Annotated in this window: 22 protein-coding genes; 9 read left to right on the top strand and 13 right to left on the bottom strand. The window is 48.7% G+C overall.

From position 1 onward, the window contains the following. Positions 1-190 precede the first annotated feature (190 nt). Complete coding sequence (gene rhaS / locus SC206_RS08925) at positions 191-1,015, top strand: HTH-type transcriptional activator RhaS (RefSeq protein WP_332736288.1); 825 nt, start codon at positions 191-193, stop codon at positions 1,013-1,015. An 11-nt stretch (positions 1,016-1,026) separates the two neighbouring features. Next, entirely contained in the window at positions 1,027-1,926 is a 900-nt protein-coding gene (rhaR, locus tag SC206_RS08920; protein WP_332736286.1) for an HTH-type transcriptional activator RhaR, read from the top strand. Here rhaR and rhaT read toward each other — a convergent pair. Further along, a complete protein-coding gene (gene rhaT, locus SC206_RS08915; RefSeq protein ID WP_332736284.1) occupies positions 1,880-2,914 on the bottom strand; it encodes an L-rhamnose/proton symporter RhaT in 1,035 nt (344 codons plus the stop codon). The genes rhaR and rhaT overlap by 47 nt on opposite strands. 372 nt (positions 2,915-3,286) lie before the next feature. On the opposite strand from rhaT, the gene aldA reads away from it, so the two are divergent. After that, entirely contained in the window at positions 3,287-4,729 is a 1,443-nt protein-coding gene (gene aldA, locus SC206_RS08910) for an aldehyde dehydrogenase (protein ID WP_332736282.1), read from the top strand. Between the two features lie 174 nt (positions 4,730-4,903). Next, entirely contained in the window at positions 4,904-5,371 is a 468-nt protein-coding gene (locus SC206_RS08905) for a DUF3574 domain-containing protein (RefSeq protein WP_332736280.1), read from the top strand. Between the two features lie 11 nt (positions 5,372-5,382). Here the strand turns inward: SC206_RS08905 and SC206_RS08900 are convergent, their stop codons facing one another. From SC206_RS08900 to gntT, 6 genes are all read right to left on the bottom strand, one after another. Next, complete coding sequence (locus SC206_RS08900) at positions 5,383-5,676, bottom strand: type II toxin-antitoxin system RelE/ParE family toxin (RefSeq protein WP_332736394.1); 294 nt, start codon at positions 5,674-5,676, stop codon at positions 5,383-5,385. After that, on the bottom strand, positions 5,676-5,870 hold the full coding sequence (gene relB, locus SC206_RS08895) for a type II toxin-antitoxin system RelB family antitoxin (RefSeq protein WP_332736278.1): 195 nt from the start codon (positions 5,868-5,870) through the stop codon (positions 5,676-5,678). The genes SC206_RS08900 and relB overlap by 1 nt, the downstream gene beginning before the upstream one ends. Positions 5,871-6,018: 148 nt before the next feature. Then, positions 6,019-7,203, bottom strand: a complete 1,185-nt coding sequence (locus tag SC206_RS08890) for a NupC/NupG family nucleoside CNT transporter (protein WP_332736276.1) — start codon at positions 7,201-7,203, stop codon at positions 6,019-6,021. Positions 7,204-7,453: 250 nt separating this feature from the next. Then, complete coding sequence (locus SC206_RS08885; RefSeq protein ID WP_332736274.1) at positions 7,454-7,636, bottom strand: hypothetical protein; 183 nt, start codon at positions 7,634-7,636, stop codon at positions 7,454-7,456. A gap of 30 nt (positions 7,637-7,666) precedes the next feature. Continuing rightward, on the bottom strand, positions 7,667-8,554 hold the full coding sequence (locus tag SC206_RS08880) for a hypothetical protein (protein ID WP_332736272.1): 888 nt from the start codon (positions 8,552-8,554) through the stop codon (positions 7,667-7,669). Positions 8,555-8,753: 199 nt separating this feature from the next. Beyond that, positions 8,754-10,070 carry a gluconate transporter gene (gene gntT, locus SC206_RS08875; protein WP_332736270.1) on the bottom strand — a complete coding sequence of 439 codons (1,317 nt, stop codon included), beginning with the start codon at positions 10,068-10,070 and terminating at the stop codon, positions 8,754-8,756. A 280-nt stretch (positions 10,071-10,350) separates the two neighbouring features. On the opposite strand from gntT, the gene SC206_RS08870 reads away from it, so the two are divergent. Beyond that, positions 10,351-10,893: a gluconokinase gene (locus SC206_RS08870; protein WP_332736268.1), complete on the top strand. Its 543-nt coding sequence runs from the start codon at positions 10,351-10,353 to the stop codon at positions 10,891-10,893. Positions 10,894-10,928: 35 nt separating this feature from the next. On the opposite strand, the gene gntR is transcribed toward SC206_RS08870, so the two are convergent. After that, positions 10,929-11,924 carry a gluconate operon transcriptional repressor GntR gene (gntR, locus tag SC206_RS08865; protein WP_332736266.1) on the bottom strand — a complete coding sequence of 332 codons (996 nt, stop codon included), beginning with the start codon at positions 11,922-11,924 and terminating at the stop codon, positions 10,929-10,931. 299 nt (positions 11,925-12,223) lie between these two features. Here gntR and SC206_RS08860 point away from each other — a divergent pair, with 299 nt between their 5' ends. Continuing rightward, positions 12,224-12,718, top strand: coding sequence for a GNAT family N-acetyltransferase (locus SC206_RS08860; RefSeq protein WP_332736264.1), 495 nt, complete (start codon positions 12,224-12,226; stop codon positions 12,716-12,718). 50 nt (positions 12,719-12,768) lie between these two features. Here the strand turns inward: SC206_RS08860 and SC206_RS08855 are convergent, their stop codons facing one another. Continuing rightward, on the bottom strand, positions 12,769-13,968 hold the full coding sequence (locus SC206_RS08855; RefSeq protein ID WP_332736262.1) for an MFS transporter: 1,200 nt from the start codon (positions 13,966-13,968) through the stop codon (positions 12,769-12,771). Positions 13,969-14,428: 460 nt separating this feature from the next. Between SC206_RS08855 and SC206_RS08850 the strand changes: the two genes are divergently transcribed. Beyond that, positions 14,429-15,544 (top strand): porin, encoded by a 1,116-nt coding sequence (locus SC206_RS08850; RefSeq protein WP_332736260.1) that lies wholly within the window; start codon positions 14,429-14,431, stop codon positions 15,542-15,544. Positions 15,545-15,706: 162 nt separating this feature from the next. Here SC206_RS08850 and SC206_RS08845 read toward each other — a convergent pair whose 3' ends face one another. The 3 genes from SC206_RS08845 to SC206_RS08835 form a co-directional block, all read right to left on the bottom strand. Continuing rightward, a complete protein-coding gene (locus SC206_RS08845) occupies positions 15,707-15,973 on the bottom strand; it encodes a LysR family transcriptional regulator (RefSeq protein WP_332736258.1) in 267 nt (88 codons plus the stop codon). A 455-nt stretch (positions 15,974-16,428) separates the two neighbouring features. Beyond that, positions 16,429-16,698, bottom strand: a complete 270-nt coding sequence (locus SC206_RS08840) for a LysR family transcriptional regulator (RefSeq protein ID WP_332736256.1) — start codon at positions 16,696-16,698, stop codon at positions 16,429-16,431. A gap of 335 nt (positions 16,699-17,033) precedes the next feature. Further along, entirely contained in the window at positions 17,034-17,609 is a 576-nt protein-coding gene (locus SC206_RS08835; RefSeq protein WP_332736254.1) for an antibiotic biosynthesis monooxygenase, read from the bottom strand. Between the two features lie 147 nt (positions 17,610-17,756). Here SC206_RS08835 and SC206_RS08830 point away from each other — a divergent pair, with 147 nt between their 5' ends. Then, the gene (locus tag SC206_RS08830) at positions 17,757-18,668 is read left to right on the top strand and encodes a LysR family transcriptional regulator (protein WP_332736251.1); all 912 of its coding nucleotides are present in this window, start codon (positions 17,757-17,759) and stop codon (positions 18,666-18,668) included. A 122-nt stretch (positions 18,669-18,790) separates the two neighbouring features. Further along, complete coding sequence (locus SC206_RS08825) at positions 18,791-18,937, top strand: hypothetical protein (protein WP_332736249.1); 147 nt, start codon at positions 18,791-18,793, stop codon at positions 18,935-18,937. Here SC206_RS08825 and SC206_RS08820 read toward each other — a convergent pair. Continuing rightward, positions 18,934-19,749: a Cof-type HAD-IIB family hydrolase gene (locus SC206_RS08820; protein ID WP_332736247.1), complete on the bottom strand. Its 816-nt coding sequence runs from the start codon at positions 19,747-19,749 to the stop codon at positions 18,934-18,936. The two genes, SC206_RS08825 and SC206_RS08820, sit on opposite strands and share 4 nt — an antisense overlap. Positions 19,750-19,846: the final 97 nt, after the last annotated feature.

The following is a 19,846-nucleotide window of genomic DNA, read 5'->3' as shown; positions in this document are numbered from 1 at the left end:
TTGAAGCAGCTCACACTTTTTTCTTTTGCTCTCACTCGAACAAGCTGTGACGCTCTCCGCATTTCTGAATCATTTCTTATTCTTTCTTGAAAAATGCCGCCACCAAGGTGATTTCATGGTCAAAAATTCAAGGTAAAGTTGCGCGGGCATTATTACCATCGGTTACGGACTTATTAATGAGGTGTTAAAAATGACCCTACTGCACAGCGTTGATTTTTTCCCGCCCGGTGGTTTTTCAATTGCCGTTGAACCGCGCGCGCCGCAGAGCGCCTTTCCCGAACATCATCATGATTTTCATGAAATTGTGCTGGTGGAACAGGGCAGCGGCATTCACGTTTTCAATGGTCAACCGCAAACGCTTTGCGGCGGCTGCGTCTGTTTTGTTCGCGATCACGATCGCCATTTATATGAGCAAACCGATAATTTGCATTTAACCAACGTGCTGTATCGCGGACCCGACGCTTTCCGTTTCCTTTCCGGATTACGCAATTTACTGCCGCAGGAAACCGACGGCAACTACCCGTCGCTGTGGCGGATTAACAATAAGGTGATGGCGCAGGCCAAATCGCTGATTGACCAATTACCGCGCCGCACGGAAGATTTTTCGCTGGAACAGCAGGCCGAGCAGGAACTGCGTTTTATGCAGCTTTTGGTGTTGCTGCGACAGGGCCGCAGCACGCAGGACGACAGCAATCAGGAAAGCCGTTTACGTCATCTGCTTGATTGGCTAAACGAACATTACAGCGAAGAGATTGATTGGGATGAAGTGGCGAGCCATTTTTCGCTGTCGCTGCGCACGCTGCATCGCCAGTTGAAACAGCAAACCGGCAGCACGCCGCAGCGTTATCTTAACCGGCTGCGCCTGCTGCAATCGCGGCACTTATTGCGCCACAGCGACATGCGCGTCACGGACATCGCTTTTCAGTGCGGTTTCGGCGACAGCAATCATTTTTCGACGCTGTTCAAGCGTGAGTTTGGCTATGCGCCGCGCAACGTTCGTCAACATATGAACTAACTCGAGGCCCTATGACTCTTCATCAGCCAACCGTTCGCCCACCCGCTCTTCGTCTGCCAAAAGCCGACTACTTACCTTCAGACCTGATGCCGGTAGCGGTCGCCGATCGCGCGCCGCAGCCCTCCTTCCCTGCGCACACCCATGAATTCTGCGAAATCGTGATTGTCTGGCGCGGCAACGGGCTGCACGTGCTCAACGATCGGCCGTGGCTGGTGACCTGTGGCGATATTTTTTATATCCGCGCGACCGATTGTCACAGTTACGATGCCGTCAACGATTTGGTGCTCGACAACATTATTTACTGTCCGGAACGGTTTAAACTCGGATTGGACTGGTCGGAAATGCTGCCACGCGACGAGGGCGACAGCCCGACGCACTGGCGGCTGACCACGCGCGGTATGGCGCTGGCGCGAGGCGTGATTTTGCAGCTGGTGCAGGAGAGTCGCAAAACTGACGTGCTGTCGTTGCAACTTACCGAGGCGCTGTTTCTGCAATTGGCGCTGATTCTGAAACGCCATCGCTACGCCGCCGATAAAGCTTACGCCCTGCCGGAAGGCGAACAGCTGGATTTATTGATGTCGGCGATTCAGGCGGACGTCGGCAAACACTTCTGTCTCGGCGTTTTTTGCCAGCAAAATGGCCTGTCGGAACGCGGATTAAAGCAGCTTTTTCGCCAGCAAACCGGGATGAGCATCGGCCACTATTTGCGCCAGTTGCAGCTGTGTCAGGCGAAGCATTTGCTACGCAGCAGCGATCGCCTGATAGGAGACGTTGCTGCGTCCTGTGGCTTTGACGACAGCAACTATTTTTCCGTGGTGTTTACGCGCGAAACCGGCATGACGCCCAGCGCGTTGCGTCAGCAATTCAGGACGCCATCCCCAAACCTACAATATTTGCCGCCATCACGATGACCAGACAGCCCACGCTCAACACACCGATTGGGCGCTGACCGACGTTTTTCCACTCCTTCATAATCAGCCCGACCAGCCCGCCACACAGCACGTAGAAACTCATGTGCAGCATCCAGCTGATAAAATCATACTGCGCCGGAATTTTGGCGTGGCCCCAGGCATAAAAGAAGAATTGCAGATACCACATGGTGCCGCCGAGCAGCGCAAAGCAGACGTTGGCCAGCAGCAGCGGTTTTGCCACCGAGAAATCGGCTTTGACCGACAGCTCTTTTTTGGTCGCCAGACGAATAAAGCAGTAGGCCAGATTGACGATGGCTCCGCCGCCCATAATCACCACGTAGCTTGGCAGCGCGACATAAAGCGGGTCGATACCCAGCGCGGCGGCGGCTTCGTGCATTGGCTTGGCGGCGTCCATCGCGAACGACATCCCGGCAGAGAAAATGCCGCACAGCACCGCCAGAATCAGCCCTTTCTTCAGGTTAAATTCCTGCGCGGTGACGCCCATCGCCCGCTCTTTCAATAATCCTGCTCGCGAGACAATCGCCACGCCGATCAGCGCGACAAACACGCCCAGCAAGGTTAAACGACCGCCTTCGGAGCTAAACAATTCGACAAAACGACCTTGCAGCAGCGGCGTCATTAAGGTGCCGACCACCAGCGTGACACCAATCGCAATCCCGATGCCCATCGACATGCCGAGATAGCGCATAGTTAAACCGTAATTAATGTTACCGATGCCCCACATCGCGCCAAACAGGAAAACCGGCAGCAGCGTGGAGAGACTGAACGAGCTGTAATAGGACCAGAAATTGGGCAGCAAGATGGCGCTGACCGCCCACGGCAAGATTAACCACGACATTACCCCGCCTACCGACCACATAGTTTCCCATGACCAGTTGCGTACTTTCTTAAAGGGCGCGTAGAAACAAGCCGCACTAGTGGCACCGATAAAGTGCCACATGATGCCTAACAGGATTGCGTTATTCATTTTTAATTATTCCTTCGTAGGGTTGAGGCGAACAGGAAATAAGCGGCTTCCTGCATACGAAGGAGTCTAAGGATTTGTCACCGCGCACAACCTCTGTATGGTTGCCCACCGTACAATAAAGGTGGCGAAATTAACGAGATTTCACCGACAGTGATCACAAATTCTCTTTCTGCCCTTTTTTGACCGTTTTCCCCTTAATCCGCGCCCCATCGGGCCAAATTACGCATTTGTAGGGTCGGTTCAGCCAATTTTCCCGTTTTTGCCACCCTGCCCGTTTCTGTGGCAATAACGAAAAGGTTACGGGACGAAATCTGCGGCATGTTGTCGGCATATTGAAAAAATAAAAACCCGCTATCAATGGAGATTCCGCCCATGACGACGATTATTCAGCAGCGCATGTATATCGACGGCCAGTTTGTAGAAAACCGCAGTGATAAATGGATTGAAGTGATTAATCCGGCCACCGAGCAGGTCATTTCGCGGATACCGGAAGGCAGCGCCGAAGACGCCAGCCGTGCGATTGATGCCGCCCACGCCGCGCAGGATGGCTGGGAAGCGTTACCGGCGGTGGAACGCGGCGTGTGGCTGCACAAAATTGCGGCGGGAATTCGCCAGCGCGAGGCCGAAATTACCGACACCATTATTGCCGAGGGCGGCAAGACGCGCGGATTGGCGCAAACCGAGGTGCTGTTTACCGCCGATTATCTCGATTATGTCGCCGAATGGGCGCGTCGTTATGAGGGTGAAATTGTGCAGAGCGATCGCCCGAACGAAAATATCTTAGTGTTCAAAAAAGCTATCGGCGTAACTACCGGTATTCTGCCGTGGAATTTCCCGTTCTTCCTGATCGCCCGTAAAGCCGCGCCCGCGCTGCTTACCGGCAACACGATTGTGATCAAACCAAGTGAGCTGACGCCGAATAACGCGATTATCTTTGCCGAAATCGTTGACGAGATTGGCCTGCCGAAAGGCGTGTTCAATCTGGTGACGGGCACGGGGCCGGTGGTTGGACACGAACTGGCGGCCAATCCGAAGGTCGGCATGGTCAGCCTGACGGGCAGCGTTAACGCGGGGATTCAGACTATGATCGCGGCGGCGCAAAACGTGACAAAAGTGTCGCTGGAGTTGGGCGGCAAGGCACCGGCTATCGTGATGAACGACGCGGATCTTGATTTGGCGGTCAAAGCCATCGTCAGTTCACGCATCATCAATACCGGACAAGTGTGTAACTGCGCCGAGCGTTTATACGTGCAGGAAGGCGTTTACGATGAGTTTATCACCCGACTGAGCCAGGCCTTCGAGCAGGTAAAATTTGGCGATACGGCGCAAAATAGCGAGCTGGATATGGGGCCGCTGATCAGCGCCGACGCGCTGCAACGTGTTGAAGATAAAGTCGCCGAAGCCGTGCAACAGGGCGCGAAAGTGCTGCTGGGCGGCAAACGCGCGGGCAACAAAGGCTTCTTCTTCCAGCCGACAATTTTGACCGACGTGCGTCAAAACATGGATATCATGCAGCACGAGATTTTTGGCCCCGTTCTGCCGGTCACGACGTTTAAAACGCTGGATGAGGTGATTGCGCTGGCGAACGACAGCGAATATGGCCTAACGTCGGCGATCTACACGCAAAATATCAATACCGCGATGACCGCATTGAAGAAGCTCAAGTTTGGCGAGACCTATGTCAATCGTGAAAACTTTGAGGCGATGCAGGGCTTCCACGCGGGCTGGCGCAAGTCGGGAATTGGCGGCGCGGACGGGCGTCACGGGCTGGAAGAGTATTTACAGACTCACGTCGCCTACCTTCAGTATCAGTAAAGCTCGCTATAAATAAGGCTAATAATAAAAGGTAAGTGTTAACAAATAATCGAAAATAGCACGGGTTTTCAGGGCGATAAGTGATTGCGCGCTGGAGCGACCAGACCCTATGATGTCAACGGCGGGGCGACAGACGTTGCGCCGCCGTTGACACTCAATCACAAGGAATTTGCCATGAAGACCCCAGCTCTCCTCGCCGCATTCGTGGCACTCACTTTGACCGGCTGCGCAGCTACGCATCCCGCGCCACAGGCTCCTTTCCCGCCGAAAGCCGTCGAAGTTGCTGCCACGCCAGCGCCCGCGCTTACCTGTAAAACCGGCAATCTCATGACGCAAACTACGCTCTATTTTGGCCTCAGCCGACATAATGCCGCGCCGGTCAGCGCCAGCCAGTGGCAGAGTTTCGTCGACAAAGAGGTGACGCCGCGTTTCAAAGATGGGCTGAGCGTGTTTGACGCCAAGGGGCAATGGCTGAGAAGCGAGGGGGTGGTGATCAAGGAAAACAGCAAAGCGTTGCTACTGATTCATGCCGACAACGCCGACGCGCAGAAGAAAATCCATGAAATCCGCGAACTCTACAAACAGCGCTTCCAGCAGGATTCCGTCATGCAGGTAGATAACCCGGCGTGCGTGGATTTTTAAACGAAATAAGTTTAAAAGTTATTTAAAGCCGGTGGATATTCCTGACGAGCGTGCAAAACGCTAAGAACGGTTATTCGATCGGCGCTTACGCCATATATCAAAATATAATTAGGATGAGCGACTATTTCTCTCGTACCAGGCACCCTTCCCGCTCTAAAGATATAAGGGTGTTCTGCTGTCGGTAATATCGCTTCTTCAATCAGGTTTCTTATGTGACGGGCTGCAAAGGGATTTTCATCTGAAATATATTTGATGATATTAACTAAATCGCTCCGTGCGGGTTGGCTCCATATAATTTGCAGCATCAATAGGTTTTTCGCATCCCCATTTCAGCTTGCGCAATTATGGCATCCATCTCGGCCATAACGTCATCATGTGCAACACCGGGACGTGAATCGTCAATGGCGGCCTGCACTTTTGCTCTAAACCAACGGTCATAACTACTGGCTTGTTCTTCTGTTTCAAATTCTGAAACGATAGGGGAAAGTAATGCGCCCATGTGAAACTCCTTTCTGCTGAACTTTTAACCAGTATAACGCCTTGTATCATTCATACCAAGCTCAAATAAAAGCCCGGCGCAGTGGCCGGGCTTGTGTTGATGCATAGTTTAACTTGCGAAATTTAAGTCACAGCTTAAGCGAACAATTCTACAACACTAAGCCCGCGAAGGCGGCGGAGAGTAGGCTGACGAGCGTGGAGCCGTAGACCAGTTTCAAGGCGTAGCGCGACACCACGTTGCCCTGACTTTCGTTCAAGCCTTTGATGGCGCCCGCAACGATGCCTATCGAAGCAAAGTTAGCGAAAGAGACCAAAAATACGGAAAGAATTCCCAGCCCGCGCGGCGACAGTTCGGTTGCAATTTGCTTCAGATCAATCATCGCCACAAACTCGTTGGTCACTAACTTGGTGGCCATGATGCTGGCGGCTTTCAGCGCGTCAGGCGCAGGAATGCCAATCAGCCAGGCAAACGGATAAAATACGTAACCCAAAATCTGCTGGAAGCTGATGCCAAAAATCGCCGTAAACAGCGCATTCACGGCAGCAATAAGGGCGATAAAACCAATCAGCATCGCCATGATAATCACCGCCACTTTAAAGCCCGCCAGAATATATTCGCCCAGCATTTCAAAGAAACTTTGGTCTTCGTGGAGCTTGTCGAGCTTGATATCCGGCTCATCACCGATTGGCGTCGGGTTGATTATCGACAGGATAATAAAGGTGCTAAACATATTGAGGATTAGCGCGGCGACCACGTATTTCGGTTCAATCATCGTCATGTAAGCGCCAACGATCGATAGGGAAACGGTCGACATTGCGGCAGCGGCCATCGAATAAAGACGACGCGGTGAAATCTCCGCCAACACGCCTTTATAGGCGATGAAGTTTTCCGACTGTCCGAGAATCAGCGTACTCACCGCGTTAAAGGATTCCAGCTTGCCCATGCCGTTAATTTTCGACAGCAAAGTGCCGACAATACGGATTAGCAGCGGCAAAATGCGCAGGTGCTGCAAAATACCGATTAAAGCCGAGATAAAGATAATCGGGCACAGCACGCCGAGGAAGATAAACGCCAGACCGGCCTTGCTCATGCCGCCGAACACGAAGTCAGAACCTTGCGCGGCGTAGGTCAGCAGGTTTTCGAAGAATCCAGAGACTGCCGTCACCATCGCCAATCCGCTTGAAGCATGCAGGAAAAACCACGCCAGCAGGCCTTCAATCACGATTAGCTGCAGGATGACGCGAGGACGGATTTTTTTGCGATCGTTACTGAAAATGAACGCGAGAAAGAAGATGACGACGAGAGCCAGTATAAAGTGCAAAACGGAGGGCATAGAAGGTTATCCAGCAGCCAAAATTATTTGGCCGTATTGGGCCACACTTTTCAGACTGTTTCACCTTTCTTGCGCATTTATTTACGTTAAGTGGGAGGAAATGAAAGCAAAGCGTTGAGGGGTGATAAACAGGCCAAGGTCAGCAAACCTAGGCTACTTTATTGAAAAGAAGAGACTTCTGACAAGAAGCGATTCTAGGTCAATTTAGTTTACCAAATTCGCTGATACCTGCACCTTTTGAGTCAAACAACTATAACCAGTCGAGAACAGACCCACTCCCTGCTGGAGGAAAAGTCAGTTTAATCGACTTTTTCTTCATCATGATTGCCAGCTTTTTTTTGTCTTCAAATAATTTATCAATTTGAGTATTAACGTAATCAGAATGACTATATATCGGCTTGAGGTTTTTAGTCACTTTTGCGTTTTCTTTCATGCTATCACCTTAATTAAATAAATTATTAAATTAATTTAATATATCTGCATATATTTTAATGAATCCTTCTTGATAATCAATATATGTTGGCTTTATTTGCGTGGTGCCTTGAAGAAGCACTTCCATTTGTCCTTGACTTCGGTGAGGTAACCTCAAGGCATCCGGCATTAAGAAATTTAAACTTTCTTTCCTATTGGTTAACTCAAATACAACAGGTATGTGAGGGTTATCTATTTCAATGTCAGTATTTTCCAACCAACGTACATATGAAAGTATAGCAAAACATAACGCTATACTTTCACTTAAAGAGGTAGAAATAAACCCTGATAAATCTTTTTTTTGTCCATTCGTTATAGCGGCGCGAAAATCATTAAGCTGCGTTTTTGATAAAGTTGCGCCTCTATACAAACGCTGTCCTACTTGTAAATTTACTTTTTGGCCTATAACATAAAATGCATCTTGAATTCCTTTAACCCACGCCGTCCCCTTTTTATTTTGCGTTTCCGTTAAAGCGATTCCACTACTGATTCCATTAATAATTTGGTAGGGCTTTAGTCCATCGACCATACTACTTTTATGCGCTGTTTGATAAACACTGACCGACTCCTTAAGCTTTCCTGAAATTAGTAATCCATATGAATCATTTAGAAAATTTTGTTTCGACTTTTCATCACAACATAGGCGAATGTGATCTAGCTTATGCGAACTCGCAATACACCCTAAAATTGTCTGGATAGTAGATAAATATCCCGCACCATCCTCTATTTCAGAATTAAATTCATTAAGATTTTCTATAAACCTTTTAAATGAAAAGATAATCGTTTTAAGAGCCGTATGCTGGTGTATTAATTCATTCTTATAATCAATAATCATTGCCTGACATCTCAGTGAAGATACAACCGGTGCATATTCATTCATAGAACCTATTCAGTCAAGATATTAATATCTATTATCTCGCTAAGAGTAACCATATAAATAAACTCAACTTAATATCATGATTATTATATTAATGAGACGTGTAAAGGCTTCTGTTATTAACGGTGATTATAGAAGTTATAGATAGAGGAAATAAAAGGCAGCGCCTTACCCAAAATTCAGGCAAGGCGCTGTAGAGGTATTAGACGAAATTCGCCAGAATTAAGCAGCCGACCAGACCCGATACGGAAATGATGGTTTCCAATACCGACCACGAACGCAGCGTTTCGCCGATAGTCAGATTGAAATACTCTTTAAACAGCCAGAAGCCCGGATCGTTAACGTGCGAGAAAATCACGCTGCCCGAACCGACGGCGATAACCATCAACTCAGGGCTTGCGCCGGTCGTTGCAATCAGCGGCGCGGCAATACCGCCCGCCGTAATCGCCGCGACAGTCGCGGAGCCCAGCGCCAAACGCAGAGATGCCGCGATGGTCCAGGCCAGCAGAATTGGCGAAAGCGTGCTGCCCTGCATCAGGCTGGCGATATATTTGTCCACGCCGCTGTCGACCAGCACCTGCTTGAACGCACCGCCACCGCCGATAATCAGCAGCATCATGGCAATAATTTTAATCGAATCGGTGATGGTGCCCATCACTTCATCCATCGTGCGACCACGATTTAAACCAAAGGTGAAGATAGCAATCAGCACCGCAATCAGCGTGGCCATTACCGGATCACCAAAAAACTCGGCGTAAGAAAGAATCGGGTGGCCTTTCGGCACGATCATTTCGGTAATCGCGCGGAACGCCATCAGAATAACCGGCACCAGCGAAGTCGCAACGCTCACGCCAAAACCAGGCATTTCAGCTTCGGTAAAGACTTTCGGGTTGTACAAACCTTGTGGAACCGGCTTGTCGATACCTTTCAGAAAACGGGCAAATACTGGACCAGCAAGAATCACCGTTGGAATACCCAGAATTGCGCCGTAAAGCAGCGTTTTGCCCATGTTCGCATGGAAAATAAGCGCGATAGCCGTCGGGCCAGGGTGTGGAGGCAAGAAGCCGTGAGTGACCGACAACGCCGCCGCCATTGGTACGCCAACATACAGCAGCGGCAAACGCGCGGCAGACGCCACGGAAAATACCAGCGGCAGCATCAGCACGAAACCGACTTCATAGAACAGCGCGAAGCCGACAATAAAGCCGGTGACCACCAGCGCCCACTGAATATATTTGACGCCAAACTTGTCGATAAGCGTGGTCGCGATGCGCTGGGCACCGCCGCAGTCGGCCAGCAGTTTACCTAGCATGGCACCGAAGCCCATGATTAGGGCCAGACTGCCCAACGTGCCGCCCACGCCATTTTTAATTGAAGTAATGACTTTATCTATTGGCATTCCCTGCATCACGCCAACTGCCAGCGCGACGAGGATTAACGCGATAAAACCGTTTAATTTGAATCGGATCATAAGTAGCAGCAGCAGTGCGACGCCGACTGCAACGATGGCTAATGGCATAACTTTTCCCCTTCCGCCCTTCTCTGTCCTGCCAAACCTTAACGCCCTTCCATGACGGCCAAGGCATCGCAGTGAAGATAACAGTGCGCGAGTGATATTTTTTTGTAAGTTTGCGTGTTCAGCACCTGCCGAATTGCAAGACAGCGCTAAAATTTATACATAATCCTTTGTGATATTAGTCACACCTCCATTTGTTACCGGTATCATGATACCGGTAACATGCTAATATAAGTAATGACCCGCTCGGGTAAATTCTAAATATGGGACAGAGATCAAACTTATGGCAGGACAAAGCATCATTTTGATGGGTGTATCTGGCAGCGGTAAAACCACCGTCGGCGCAGCCGTAGCACAAGCGATTCATGCTAAATTTATCGACGGCGACGATCTGCATCCTCGCGCCAATATTCAGAAAATGGCCAGCGGACAGCCGTTAAATGACGACGATCGCGCGCCCTGGCTGGAACGTTTAAGTGATGCGGCTTACAGTCTCAAGCACAAAAACGAAACCGGCCTGATCGTTTGCTCGGCGTTGAAACGTCGCTATCGCGATGCGCTGCGCAAGGGCAACGAGGGGATAATCTTTCTCTATCTGAAAGGCAGCGAAGAGGTGATTTTGCAGCGTTTGAAAGCGCGTGCCGGACATTTCTTCTCGCCGGACATGCTGAAAAGTCAGTTTGCCGCGCTGGAAGAGCCGGGTGAAGATGAGCCGGACGTGGTGCGGGTCAATATTGATCATCAGCTGGGTGGCGTAGTGAAACGCTGCGTGACGGCGCTGGAAAACGCGCACGTCATTACGTTGGCTACCGAAACGCAGATCTGATTTCGACGGACGGCAGAGGCAGGCGTTAAATACGCTTAAATACTGCCGCCCGATGAAATGGTAAAGCCGACGTCGACCATTCTTGGCACCACCTCTTCTCCGCGCAGTCGCGCCAGTAAACGCTCGGCGGTAATTTGGCCCATGCGTTCACGCGGCGTTAACACGCTGGCAAGCTTCGGCTCCATGGCCTGACCCATATTGTGGCCGTGGAAGCCGGCTATCGCCATCTGGTTCGGGATGTGCAATCCCTGTCGCAGACATTCGAAAAACGCCCCCGCCGCCAGGTCATCGTTGGTGCAAAAAATACTGTCTATCTGCGGATAATCGCGCTGCGCCTGCTTCAATAGCTCGGCTCCGGCGGTATAACTCGACGATCGCGTGGTCATCACGCTGTAAGGCTCAAGCCCCGACTCGCGCATCGCCCGCTCATAACCCTGCTGTTTGATAAGCGTTCGTTCATCTTGACGCGCGCCGAAATAGACCACGTGACGATGGCCGTGGGCGATAATCTGCTGGGTCATTTGACGCGCTGCTTCAAAGTTATTAAAGCCGACGGCTAAATCGACGCAGGGCGACACGCAGTCCATCATTTCGACCACGGGAATGCCGGCCACTTCAATCATCTTCAAGGTGCGAGCAGAGTGCGTGCGCTCAGAAAGGATCAGGCCATCGATATTATAGGAAAGCAGTGAGGTCAGACGCTGCTCTTCACGCTCGGCGCTGTATCCGTAGTGGGCGAGCATGGTTTGATAGCCATGAATATCCGTCACGCTTTCAATACCGCGCAGCACTTCGGCAAATACCTGATTGGTTAACGACGGCAGCAGCACGCCGATGGCGCGACTTTTGGCATTGGAAAGAATATCGGGAGCACGATTGGGAATGTATCCGAGTTCGTCCAGCGCGGCGGCAATCTTCTCCTGCAATTGCAGAGAAACCTGTTCGGGGTTACGCAAATAACGGCTGACCGTCATTTTGGTTACACCTACCCGATCGGCGACGTCCTGAAGCACTGGCCTTTTTTTCTTCATTTTCAATGAACTGGGATAGAGGGAACAGGGAGGAATTTTAGCAAGAAATGACACACTTTGGGACAAAAAAAAAGCCAGCACCCGGCTGGCTAAAATAATACTGGAAGCAATGTGAGCAATGTCGTGCTTTCCAGGGACCCGTTTGACTATGGTGAATAGCCACCCCCGGAACGCATGACAATAATAATCATTATCATTCGCACTTGTAAAGGCTTTTTTTGCTCAATGATTAAATTGCCAAAATGAAATAGACTGATAAATTAAGAGGTTATTAGCTAAATCTAGGCAAGGAGCGGTAGATGTCCCAGATTGTCATTCGTCATGTCGAGCCAGCAGATTATGAGCAATTACATCAGCTTTATAGTCAGGAACAGGTATTTAGCGATACGTTACAGCTCCCTTATCCGGCTTCGGGGACGTGGCAAAAGCGCCTCGAAGTGCCTCAAGCGGGCACTTATAATCTAGTAGCCTGTTTTGGAGAACGCGTTGTGGGCCAAATAACGCTGCATGTTAATCCAACGATGCGACGTCGTCATACCGCCAGTTTTGGCCTAGGTGTGCATTCCGATTTTCAGGGTCAGGGAATAGGCAGCAAACTGCTCGCTGCCGTGCTTGATATGTGCGACAACTGGCTTGGCATTAGTCGGGTGGAGCTGACGGTATTTATTGATAATCACGCCGCGATTGCGCTGTATAATAAATTCGATTTTGTGGTGGAAGGAACCTCGGAAGCTTATGCCTTACGTAACGGGAAATTGGTTTCTATTCATCACATGGGCAGAGTTCTGACCTAAAAGTTACCTTCCCCTTTTCATTTTTGACACTTGCCGAAAAGGGGAAATTTTCACCTTTCCTTAAGCCCCTGCTCTTTTCTTACCAACCGCAGAATCAGCGCTGCGCTTAAAATGACGGCGAAGGCAGCGGCGAGATAGATTGACGAGATCCCGGCGTGCGCAATCAGCAGTCCTGCCAGCGGTCCGGTGATCCCTAGCGACAGGTCCATAAATGCGGTGTAAGTCGCTAGCGCACTGCCCTGATTTTCTTGCGGTAATCGCTTCACTGCGACCACTCCCAGCGCCGGAAATACCAGTGAGAAACCTGCGCCGGTCAACATCGCGCCTGTCAACGCAAGTAGCGGCTCGGGGGCGACCCACACCAGCAGCAGGCCGAGGGCTTCAAAAAGGAAGCAAATCAGGGCCACCTTTTGGCCGCCAAATCGATTGATTACGTTAGGGAACAGCAGCCGCATAGCAACAAATGCCGAGCTGAATAACGTTAAGGCAAACGCGCCGCCGCTCCAGCTTTTTGCTTCATAAAAAAGCGTGATAAAGGTGGCGATTACCCCAAAACCCGAGGTCGCCAGTCCTAACACCACGCCGTAGGGCAAAATTTTGCCCAATACCTGCCGAAACGGAATGACGTTGCTCGATTTGCGCTGTACGCCTTCCTTACTTATCGCCAGCAGAATTGCCGCCAGCGCAATGGCCATGATGACCGCCGCCAGTAATCCTAAACCGCCAAGGCGAAATATCCATACCCCGAGCGGCGCGCCCACGGCCATCGCGCCGTAAGTCATGACGCCGCTCCACGAGATAACTTTACCGATATGCAACGAGCCAACGCGTCCGATCCCCCACAGCGTGGAGCCGGTACCGGCAAAGCTTTGGCCAACGCCTAGCACCAATCTTCCGATGCACAGCAGCGCCAGACTCATGACAGGTGACTCCATTTTCCAGAGCGCCAAAAGATAAAATACGCCGCTTAAAAAACAGCCGGAAAGCCCCATCAATACCACTCTTTTGGCACCTAACAGATCGGCGTAGCGCCCTGCGTGGGGGCGGCTCAGCAACGTGGCAAAATATTGCATGCTAATAACGACGCCAGCCCAGAAGGCGCTGAAGCCTAAATTGCCATGGACATAGCTCGGCAAGACCGCCAACGGCAAGCCTATCGTGAGATAGTTTGCGAAATTGAAGATCATGATACTCAAAATTTGCAGATTAACGTTGAGCGCCTGAGCCGTATTGGTTGAAGAGGACGACATGAAGATAAAAAATCTCTATTAAATTCAAGACAGTTTGCACCTAATGCTGTTGGCAAACCCCTGATAGCCACCTGATGAGCATAGATTATTTGTATATCGTTAAGCCAATATCGAGCCATTAAAGATGACAGTTGGTAAGTTTGCACTACAGGTTGTTAAAGCTCCATTAAGTTAATCCAAAACCTTGACGGTTTATTAGTTAAATTTTCAAAACCATTATTAATAATAAATGTTAATTACGCCGTTAAATATATTTATCACCTAAGAAAGTTAATTATTTATAATAAACAGCCTCCTTATTTTAAAGAATTAAATAGCCAAGCCCGCATTGTTGCGCGACATCACAAATAACTCATAAAGTTCAAATATAGTTTTTTATCATTGTGATTTGCCAGTACCGTGAAACTCCTTTCGGGATTCAAATTACTATTATAATTCAATTAATTAAAACAAGGACTTTATGATGAAGCGCAAATATTTAGCGGTGCTGGTTTCTGCACTCTTAGTCAGTAATGTAGCGAATGCTGTAGAAATATATAATAAAGATTCAAATCAATTGGATTTATACGGAAAAGTCGTCGGATTAAATTATATTTCAAACAATGGCGCGGAACACGGCGACAAATCTTATGCGCGTTTGGGCTTTAAAGGCGCGACCCAGATGAAGGGTCCACTAAGCGGTTATGGCCAGTGGGAATATAATCTTAAAACCAGCACCCCTGAATCTGCGCCCTCGGGCAACGCCACGCGCTTAGCATTTGCTGGTTTGAGATATGCCGATATTGGTAGCTTTGATTATGGCCGCAATTTCGGCGTGCTGTATGACGTAGAGGCCTGGACCGATGTTAATCCAGAATTTGGTGGTGACAGCTGGGCTAAAACCGACAACTTCATGACCGGTCGCGCCAACAATCTCGCCACTTTCCGCACCAACGATCTTTTTGGCATGGTAAGAGACTTAAAAGTTGCGCTGCAGTATCAGGGTAAAAATGAAGGCGATATCAAAAATAAAGACCGCGCCAACGCAACAGAAAATGGCGATGGCTGGGGCGTCTCTTCTTCTTACGATCTCGGTAACGGGGTAAGTATCGCGGCGGCCTATGCAAAATCTGACCGTACTGACGCACAGTCTGCTGATAAGAATGGCCAGTTCGCCGATGCCTGGACCACGGGTGTAAAATTCGATGCTAATAGTCTTTATCTTGCCGCGATGTATGCTGAAACGCGCAATATGACGCCGTATGGCAATAAGCAGTTTGCCAATAAAACGCAAAACATCGAGCTGGTTGCGCAATATCAGTTTACTAACAACCTGCGTCCTTCAATCTCTTATGTCCAGTCAACCGGTAAGTCATTAAACAAAGTCGCTGATACCACCACTGACGCGAATAGCTTTAATGGCGGCCAGCATGCATTGGTTAAATACGTTGAAGTGGGTACCAGCTACTTCTTCAATAAAAACATGTATACCTACATTGATTACAAGATCAATTTACTGAAGAAAGATAACTACACCCGCCTGGCAAACGTTAATACCGACAATGTGCTTGGCTTAGGTCTGGTTTATCAATTCTAATTAGGTTTCCTGTAACTATTATCGCTATAGCATTTTATATAAACAAAAATACCGAACCTTCTTTTTGAAGCGTTCGGTATTTTTTTATGCCGTATTCTATGTTGATAAGCTTTACAGGATAACTTTTACGCACTGACTTTTTATAAAGTAATGCTAATCCAGTTACTCTGCTAATTTATTCAACCTGGATTTCAATGACGACTCCATTCTTTTGAACTCAAGCGCGTATTCATAAAAGATTTCACCCGCCTGAGTCAGGCTAAAAGGGCGCGTTCTGATAATCAGCTTTTCTCCCATCGTTCTTTCGAGCGAGCTTACACGTATAGACAGCGCGGAAGTGGTGATATTCAAGATCTTGGCGGCTTTATCAAAATTTCCATTATCGATGATAGCCAGAAACCCATTAATACTTTTAGGTTCTAAAAACATGTTAACTCCTTGTTAGTTTTTTTAGGGTTGAGATCATTTATCAAGACTTTACCTTGTTTAATTGTTTGTAATACGACATATAGGGATCATAAAAAAACAAGTTATCTCAATAGCTCAACGACAAATAAATCTGGCACAGCATTCATCTGGTCCCGAAATATTCTAGCAACCCTTAGATAACAGATTCACTTCACTTGCTTACTGGTAATAATGAAATTGCCACAAATAAGTTTAAAACAATAGCAAATTTCGCTTAAAATTCTTAAAACGAATAAATAAAAACCAGAAAAACGATTAACGACAAAATTAATTAAAAATTAAGAAAGCATTTATCAACTTGATATTCATTAATAAATCATTATTAATGAAAAGAAAACATAAAAATTTCATATGTTATGAGCAAAAAAAACCTGAGCAGCATGAAACCTACTCAGGGCCGAGGGCACAACTTTAATTTAAGAGGCTATTTTTTCTATTTTTTCTTTTAAACTTTTTTCGAGCTCGCGAAGTTTCATTGCATGATGATAAATAATTTCCCCTGTTTCGGTCAGCGCTAAGGGACGACTGCGAATCAACAGCTTATCCCCCACTACCCGCTCCAAAGTGCTGACTCTTATCGATAACGCGGAGGTGGTAATGCCTAGCATTTTAGCCGCCAGCGCAAAATTGCCATGCTCTATAATGGCAAGAAAGCCATTAATTCCTTTTGGTTCGATGACCATCATTAATCCTTTTACTAACATTTCCTTGGAGAAATATCTCAAGATAATATAGGTCGCATGAAACCATAGATATTTTGTATATCTTCAGAGCCTATTCACCATGAGAACGAGATAAAGCAAAATTAAAAAAAGTGGCTAATCCAGCCCGTACAAATAATAAGGCAAGCAGGTGAAACTTAAGCTATATAATATCGCAATGAAGTGTGATCTTTAATTTGAAAAAGATAAAATCAGACAGTTTGCATTTTTTTCGGGGCCGTTAATACGCGAAAAAGTAAAACGGAAGCATCCTCCGCACCGGGCAGAGGATGGAATTTAATATATACGTACCGCCAACGTTATTCTTTCGGCACCAGCCAGTTTTTCAATAATCGTGTCACCTGCGGCATCCAGAAAAATACCACTAGCGCGACTACGCTGGCATCGTTGAGCAAGTGTCCCCATAGCGTTCCCTTGGCGATCGGCAGTAAATGGCCCCAAAACCACGGAACAAAATTGGTCGACGGGAAAATAACCGCCAGCGTAACCAGATACTGTTTCCACTTGGCCGGCGAACGACCCTTTTTAGTTTCCGGTGTAAACCAGAACGCCGCGCCCGGGCGAATTTCAAGATGATCGCCGCGATCCTCGCGATCGCCATGATCCAGCAGACCGCTGACTTTATCGACCAGCGCCTTGCGATCGGGCGAGTTAATCCAGGCGTAAAGGTTATCCAGACTGTCGAAGCGAATCAGAATAGTGTACGACGTTTCCCCCGCGTTCGGACGGATGACATTCACACCGAGATGCCCGGCGTAACTGGCAGCAACCGGCATAATTTCATCGAGCCACGTCTCATAATCCTGCATTTTTCCAGGCAGTGGACGATGAGTTATGACCAACGTGACGTGATTTTTTTGAGCTGAATAGTCCACGTTATTTTCCTTTATTGAGAGGCGCGGTTATCTCGGCGTGATTTTTAAACAGAAGGCAAAGTGATATTGAAACAATAGGCAAAATGGCGGCTTACTGATAGCTTAAAGTTTTTACTATGTTGTTGAGTTTTTTTAGGGAATTCGCCCATGAAATTAAGCCTTGAAGCCCTGCTGATCCTTGATGCGCTTGAACGCCACGGCTCTTTTGCAGCCGCAGCGGCCACTTTATTTAAAACGCCGTCCGCGCTGAGTTACACCATTCAGAAAATGGAAAGCGATTTAAACATCAAGCTGCTCGATAGGTCAGGGCATCGCGCCACCTTTACCAGCACCGGCAAACTGATGCTGGATAAAGGTCGAGTATTGCTTCAGGCGGTCAGCGAATTAGAGCAGGAAGCGCAATATGTAGAAAGCGGATGGGAAAGCAAACTTACGCTGGCGCTCGATGCCTCCGTGCCGCTCTCCCTGATTGCCCCACTTATTGAGCAGTTTTATCAACAGCATCAGCACACGCAGCTGCATTTCACCCACGAAGTGCTGGCGGGAACGTGGGAAGCGCTGCTGTTCCAGCGTGCCGATATTATTATTGGCGCGGTGCGCGAGCCAGCGACCCGTGGCGGCATCGCCTGTTTCCCGCTGGGTTTACTGGATTACGTGTTTGCCATTTCGCCGCAGCATCCGCTCGCCAGCCTTGAAGAGCCTATCGATCGCGAAAAAGTGCGCCAGTATCGCGCCGTGGTGATCCAGGACTCATCCATTCACGCCAGCGGCGCCGATTTACGCATTCTGGATCGGCAGAAAATCCTTACCGTGCATGATTTTAAAGGGAAGTTGACGGCGCAGGCGGCCGCGCTGGGGTGTGGATATCTGCCGCGCTATCTTGCTGAACCTTATCTGCAATCGGGCGAACTGGTCGAAAAAGTGCTGGATGCCGAATGTCATCAAGACATGGCTTATCTCGCGTGGAACGAAAATGCCAGCGGTAATGCCGCAAAATGGTGGATTGAACAGCTGAAAGATTTTAGCGGTTTTAACGAGATTTACAGCCGTCCTAAATAAACGCTTCATACCCCAATTGTGAATTAATTGAAAAGGTTTCAAAGGTTGTCGGTTCGTTGATTGACAGCGCCACCGGGGACACTACATTAGAAAGGAACCGTATTGTGTATGCTGGAAATGTAATGAAATTGACTGTCCTGATGATAAGTTTGCTATTGCTGACCGGCTGCGGCACTGGCGCGGCGGGATCGCTTTTTAAAATTATTCCCGCCAGCAACAATGTTTGCCCTCATGGCAACGACGTTTTTACCAACCAATGCAACAGTTAGTGATTAAACGGCTCTTCACGGGCCAGTATTTTATCGATGATTTTCAACACCCCTTCCTCATTATTGGACACGGTTGAATAGCTCGCTGCTTGTTTGGCAGCGGGCATGGCGTTTGCCATTGCGAAACCAAATCCGGCCTGTTTCAGCATTTCGACATCATTGCCGCCGTCGCCAAACGTCACGACTTCACTGTCTTCGATACCCCAAATTTCTTGCAACATCCGCAAGCCGTTGGCTTTGTGACGACCCGGAATAATCAGGTCTGCCGAGCCGTGGCCGCTTGAGACGGAGGTAATAATGTGCCCTAAAGCCTCATCGAGAGAGGTCATAAAGCCGGATAAATGCGCATCGTCGATATTGGTGGCGAATTTGAAAATCTGATCGTCGATTTGATCGTAACTGTCGATTTTTTTCAGGCGGTGATAGTAGTTCTTCATTTTCTGATAAAACACATCGGGCTGTGACGCCAGAATATAGGCGCTGTCTCGGCCGCAAATCACGGTATTTAGACCGGGCGTGGCATCGATGAATTCCAAGATTTTGGCGACCGATGCGGCGCTCAGTTCCGCCACGGAAAAATCTTTACCCTCGTTGACGATGTAGGCGCCATTTTCGGCGACGAAGGCGATTTCGGACTCAATTTCAGGATAGAAGGATTTTAGCTGGTAGTACTGATTGCCGCTGGCGACCACGAATTTGATCCCCTGCTGCTTTAACTGCTGGTATTGCGACAGGAATTTCTCTTTATTGTACTTTTTGTTGTCGTCCAGAAAGGTCCCGTCCATGTCTACTGCAATGAGTTTTACCGTCATAAGTCCCTCGCATTACGTTCAAAATGTAACCTTCATCATAGGAGTTATCGGTTAAGGTTTAAAGAAAAAGACCAGCACCTTGCGGATACTGGTCGCG

Source organism: Rouxiella sp. T17 (genome assembly GCF_036663475.1).
GTDB lineage: Bacteria > Pseudomonadota > Gammaproteobacteria > Enterobacterales > Enterobacteriaceae > Rouxiella.
The sequence above is the reverse complement of the archived record's forward strand: the minus strand, read 5'-3'. Positions and strand labels throughout refer to the sequence as shown.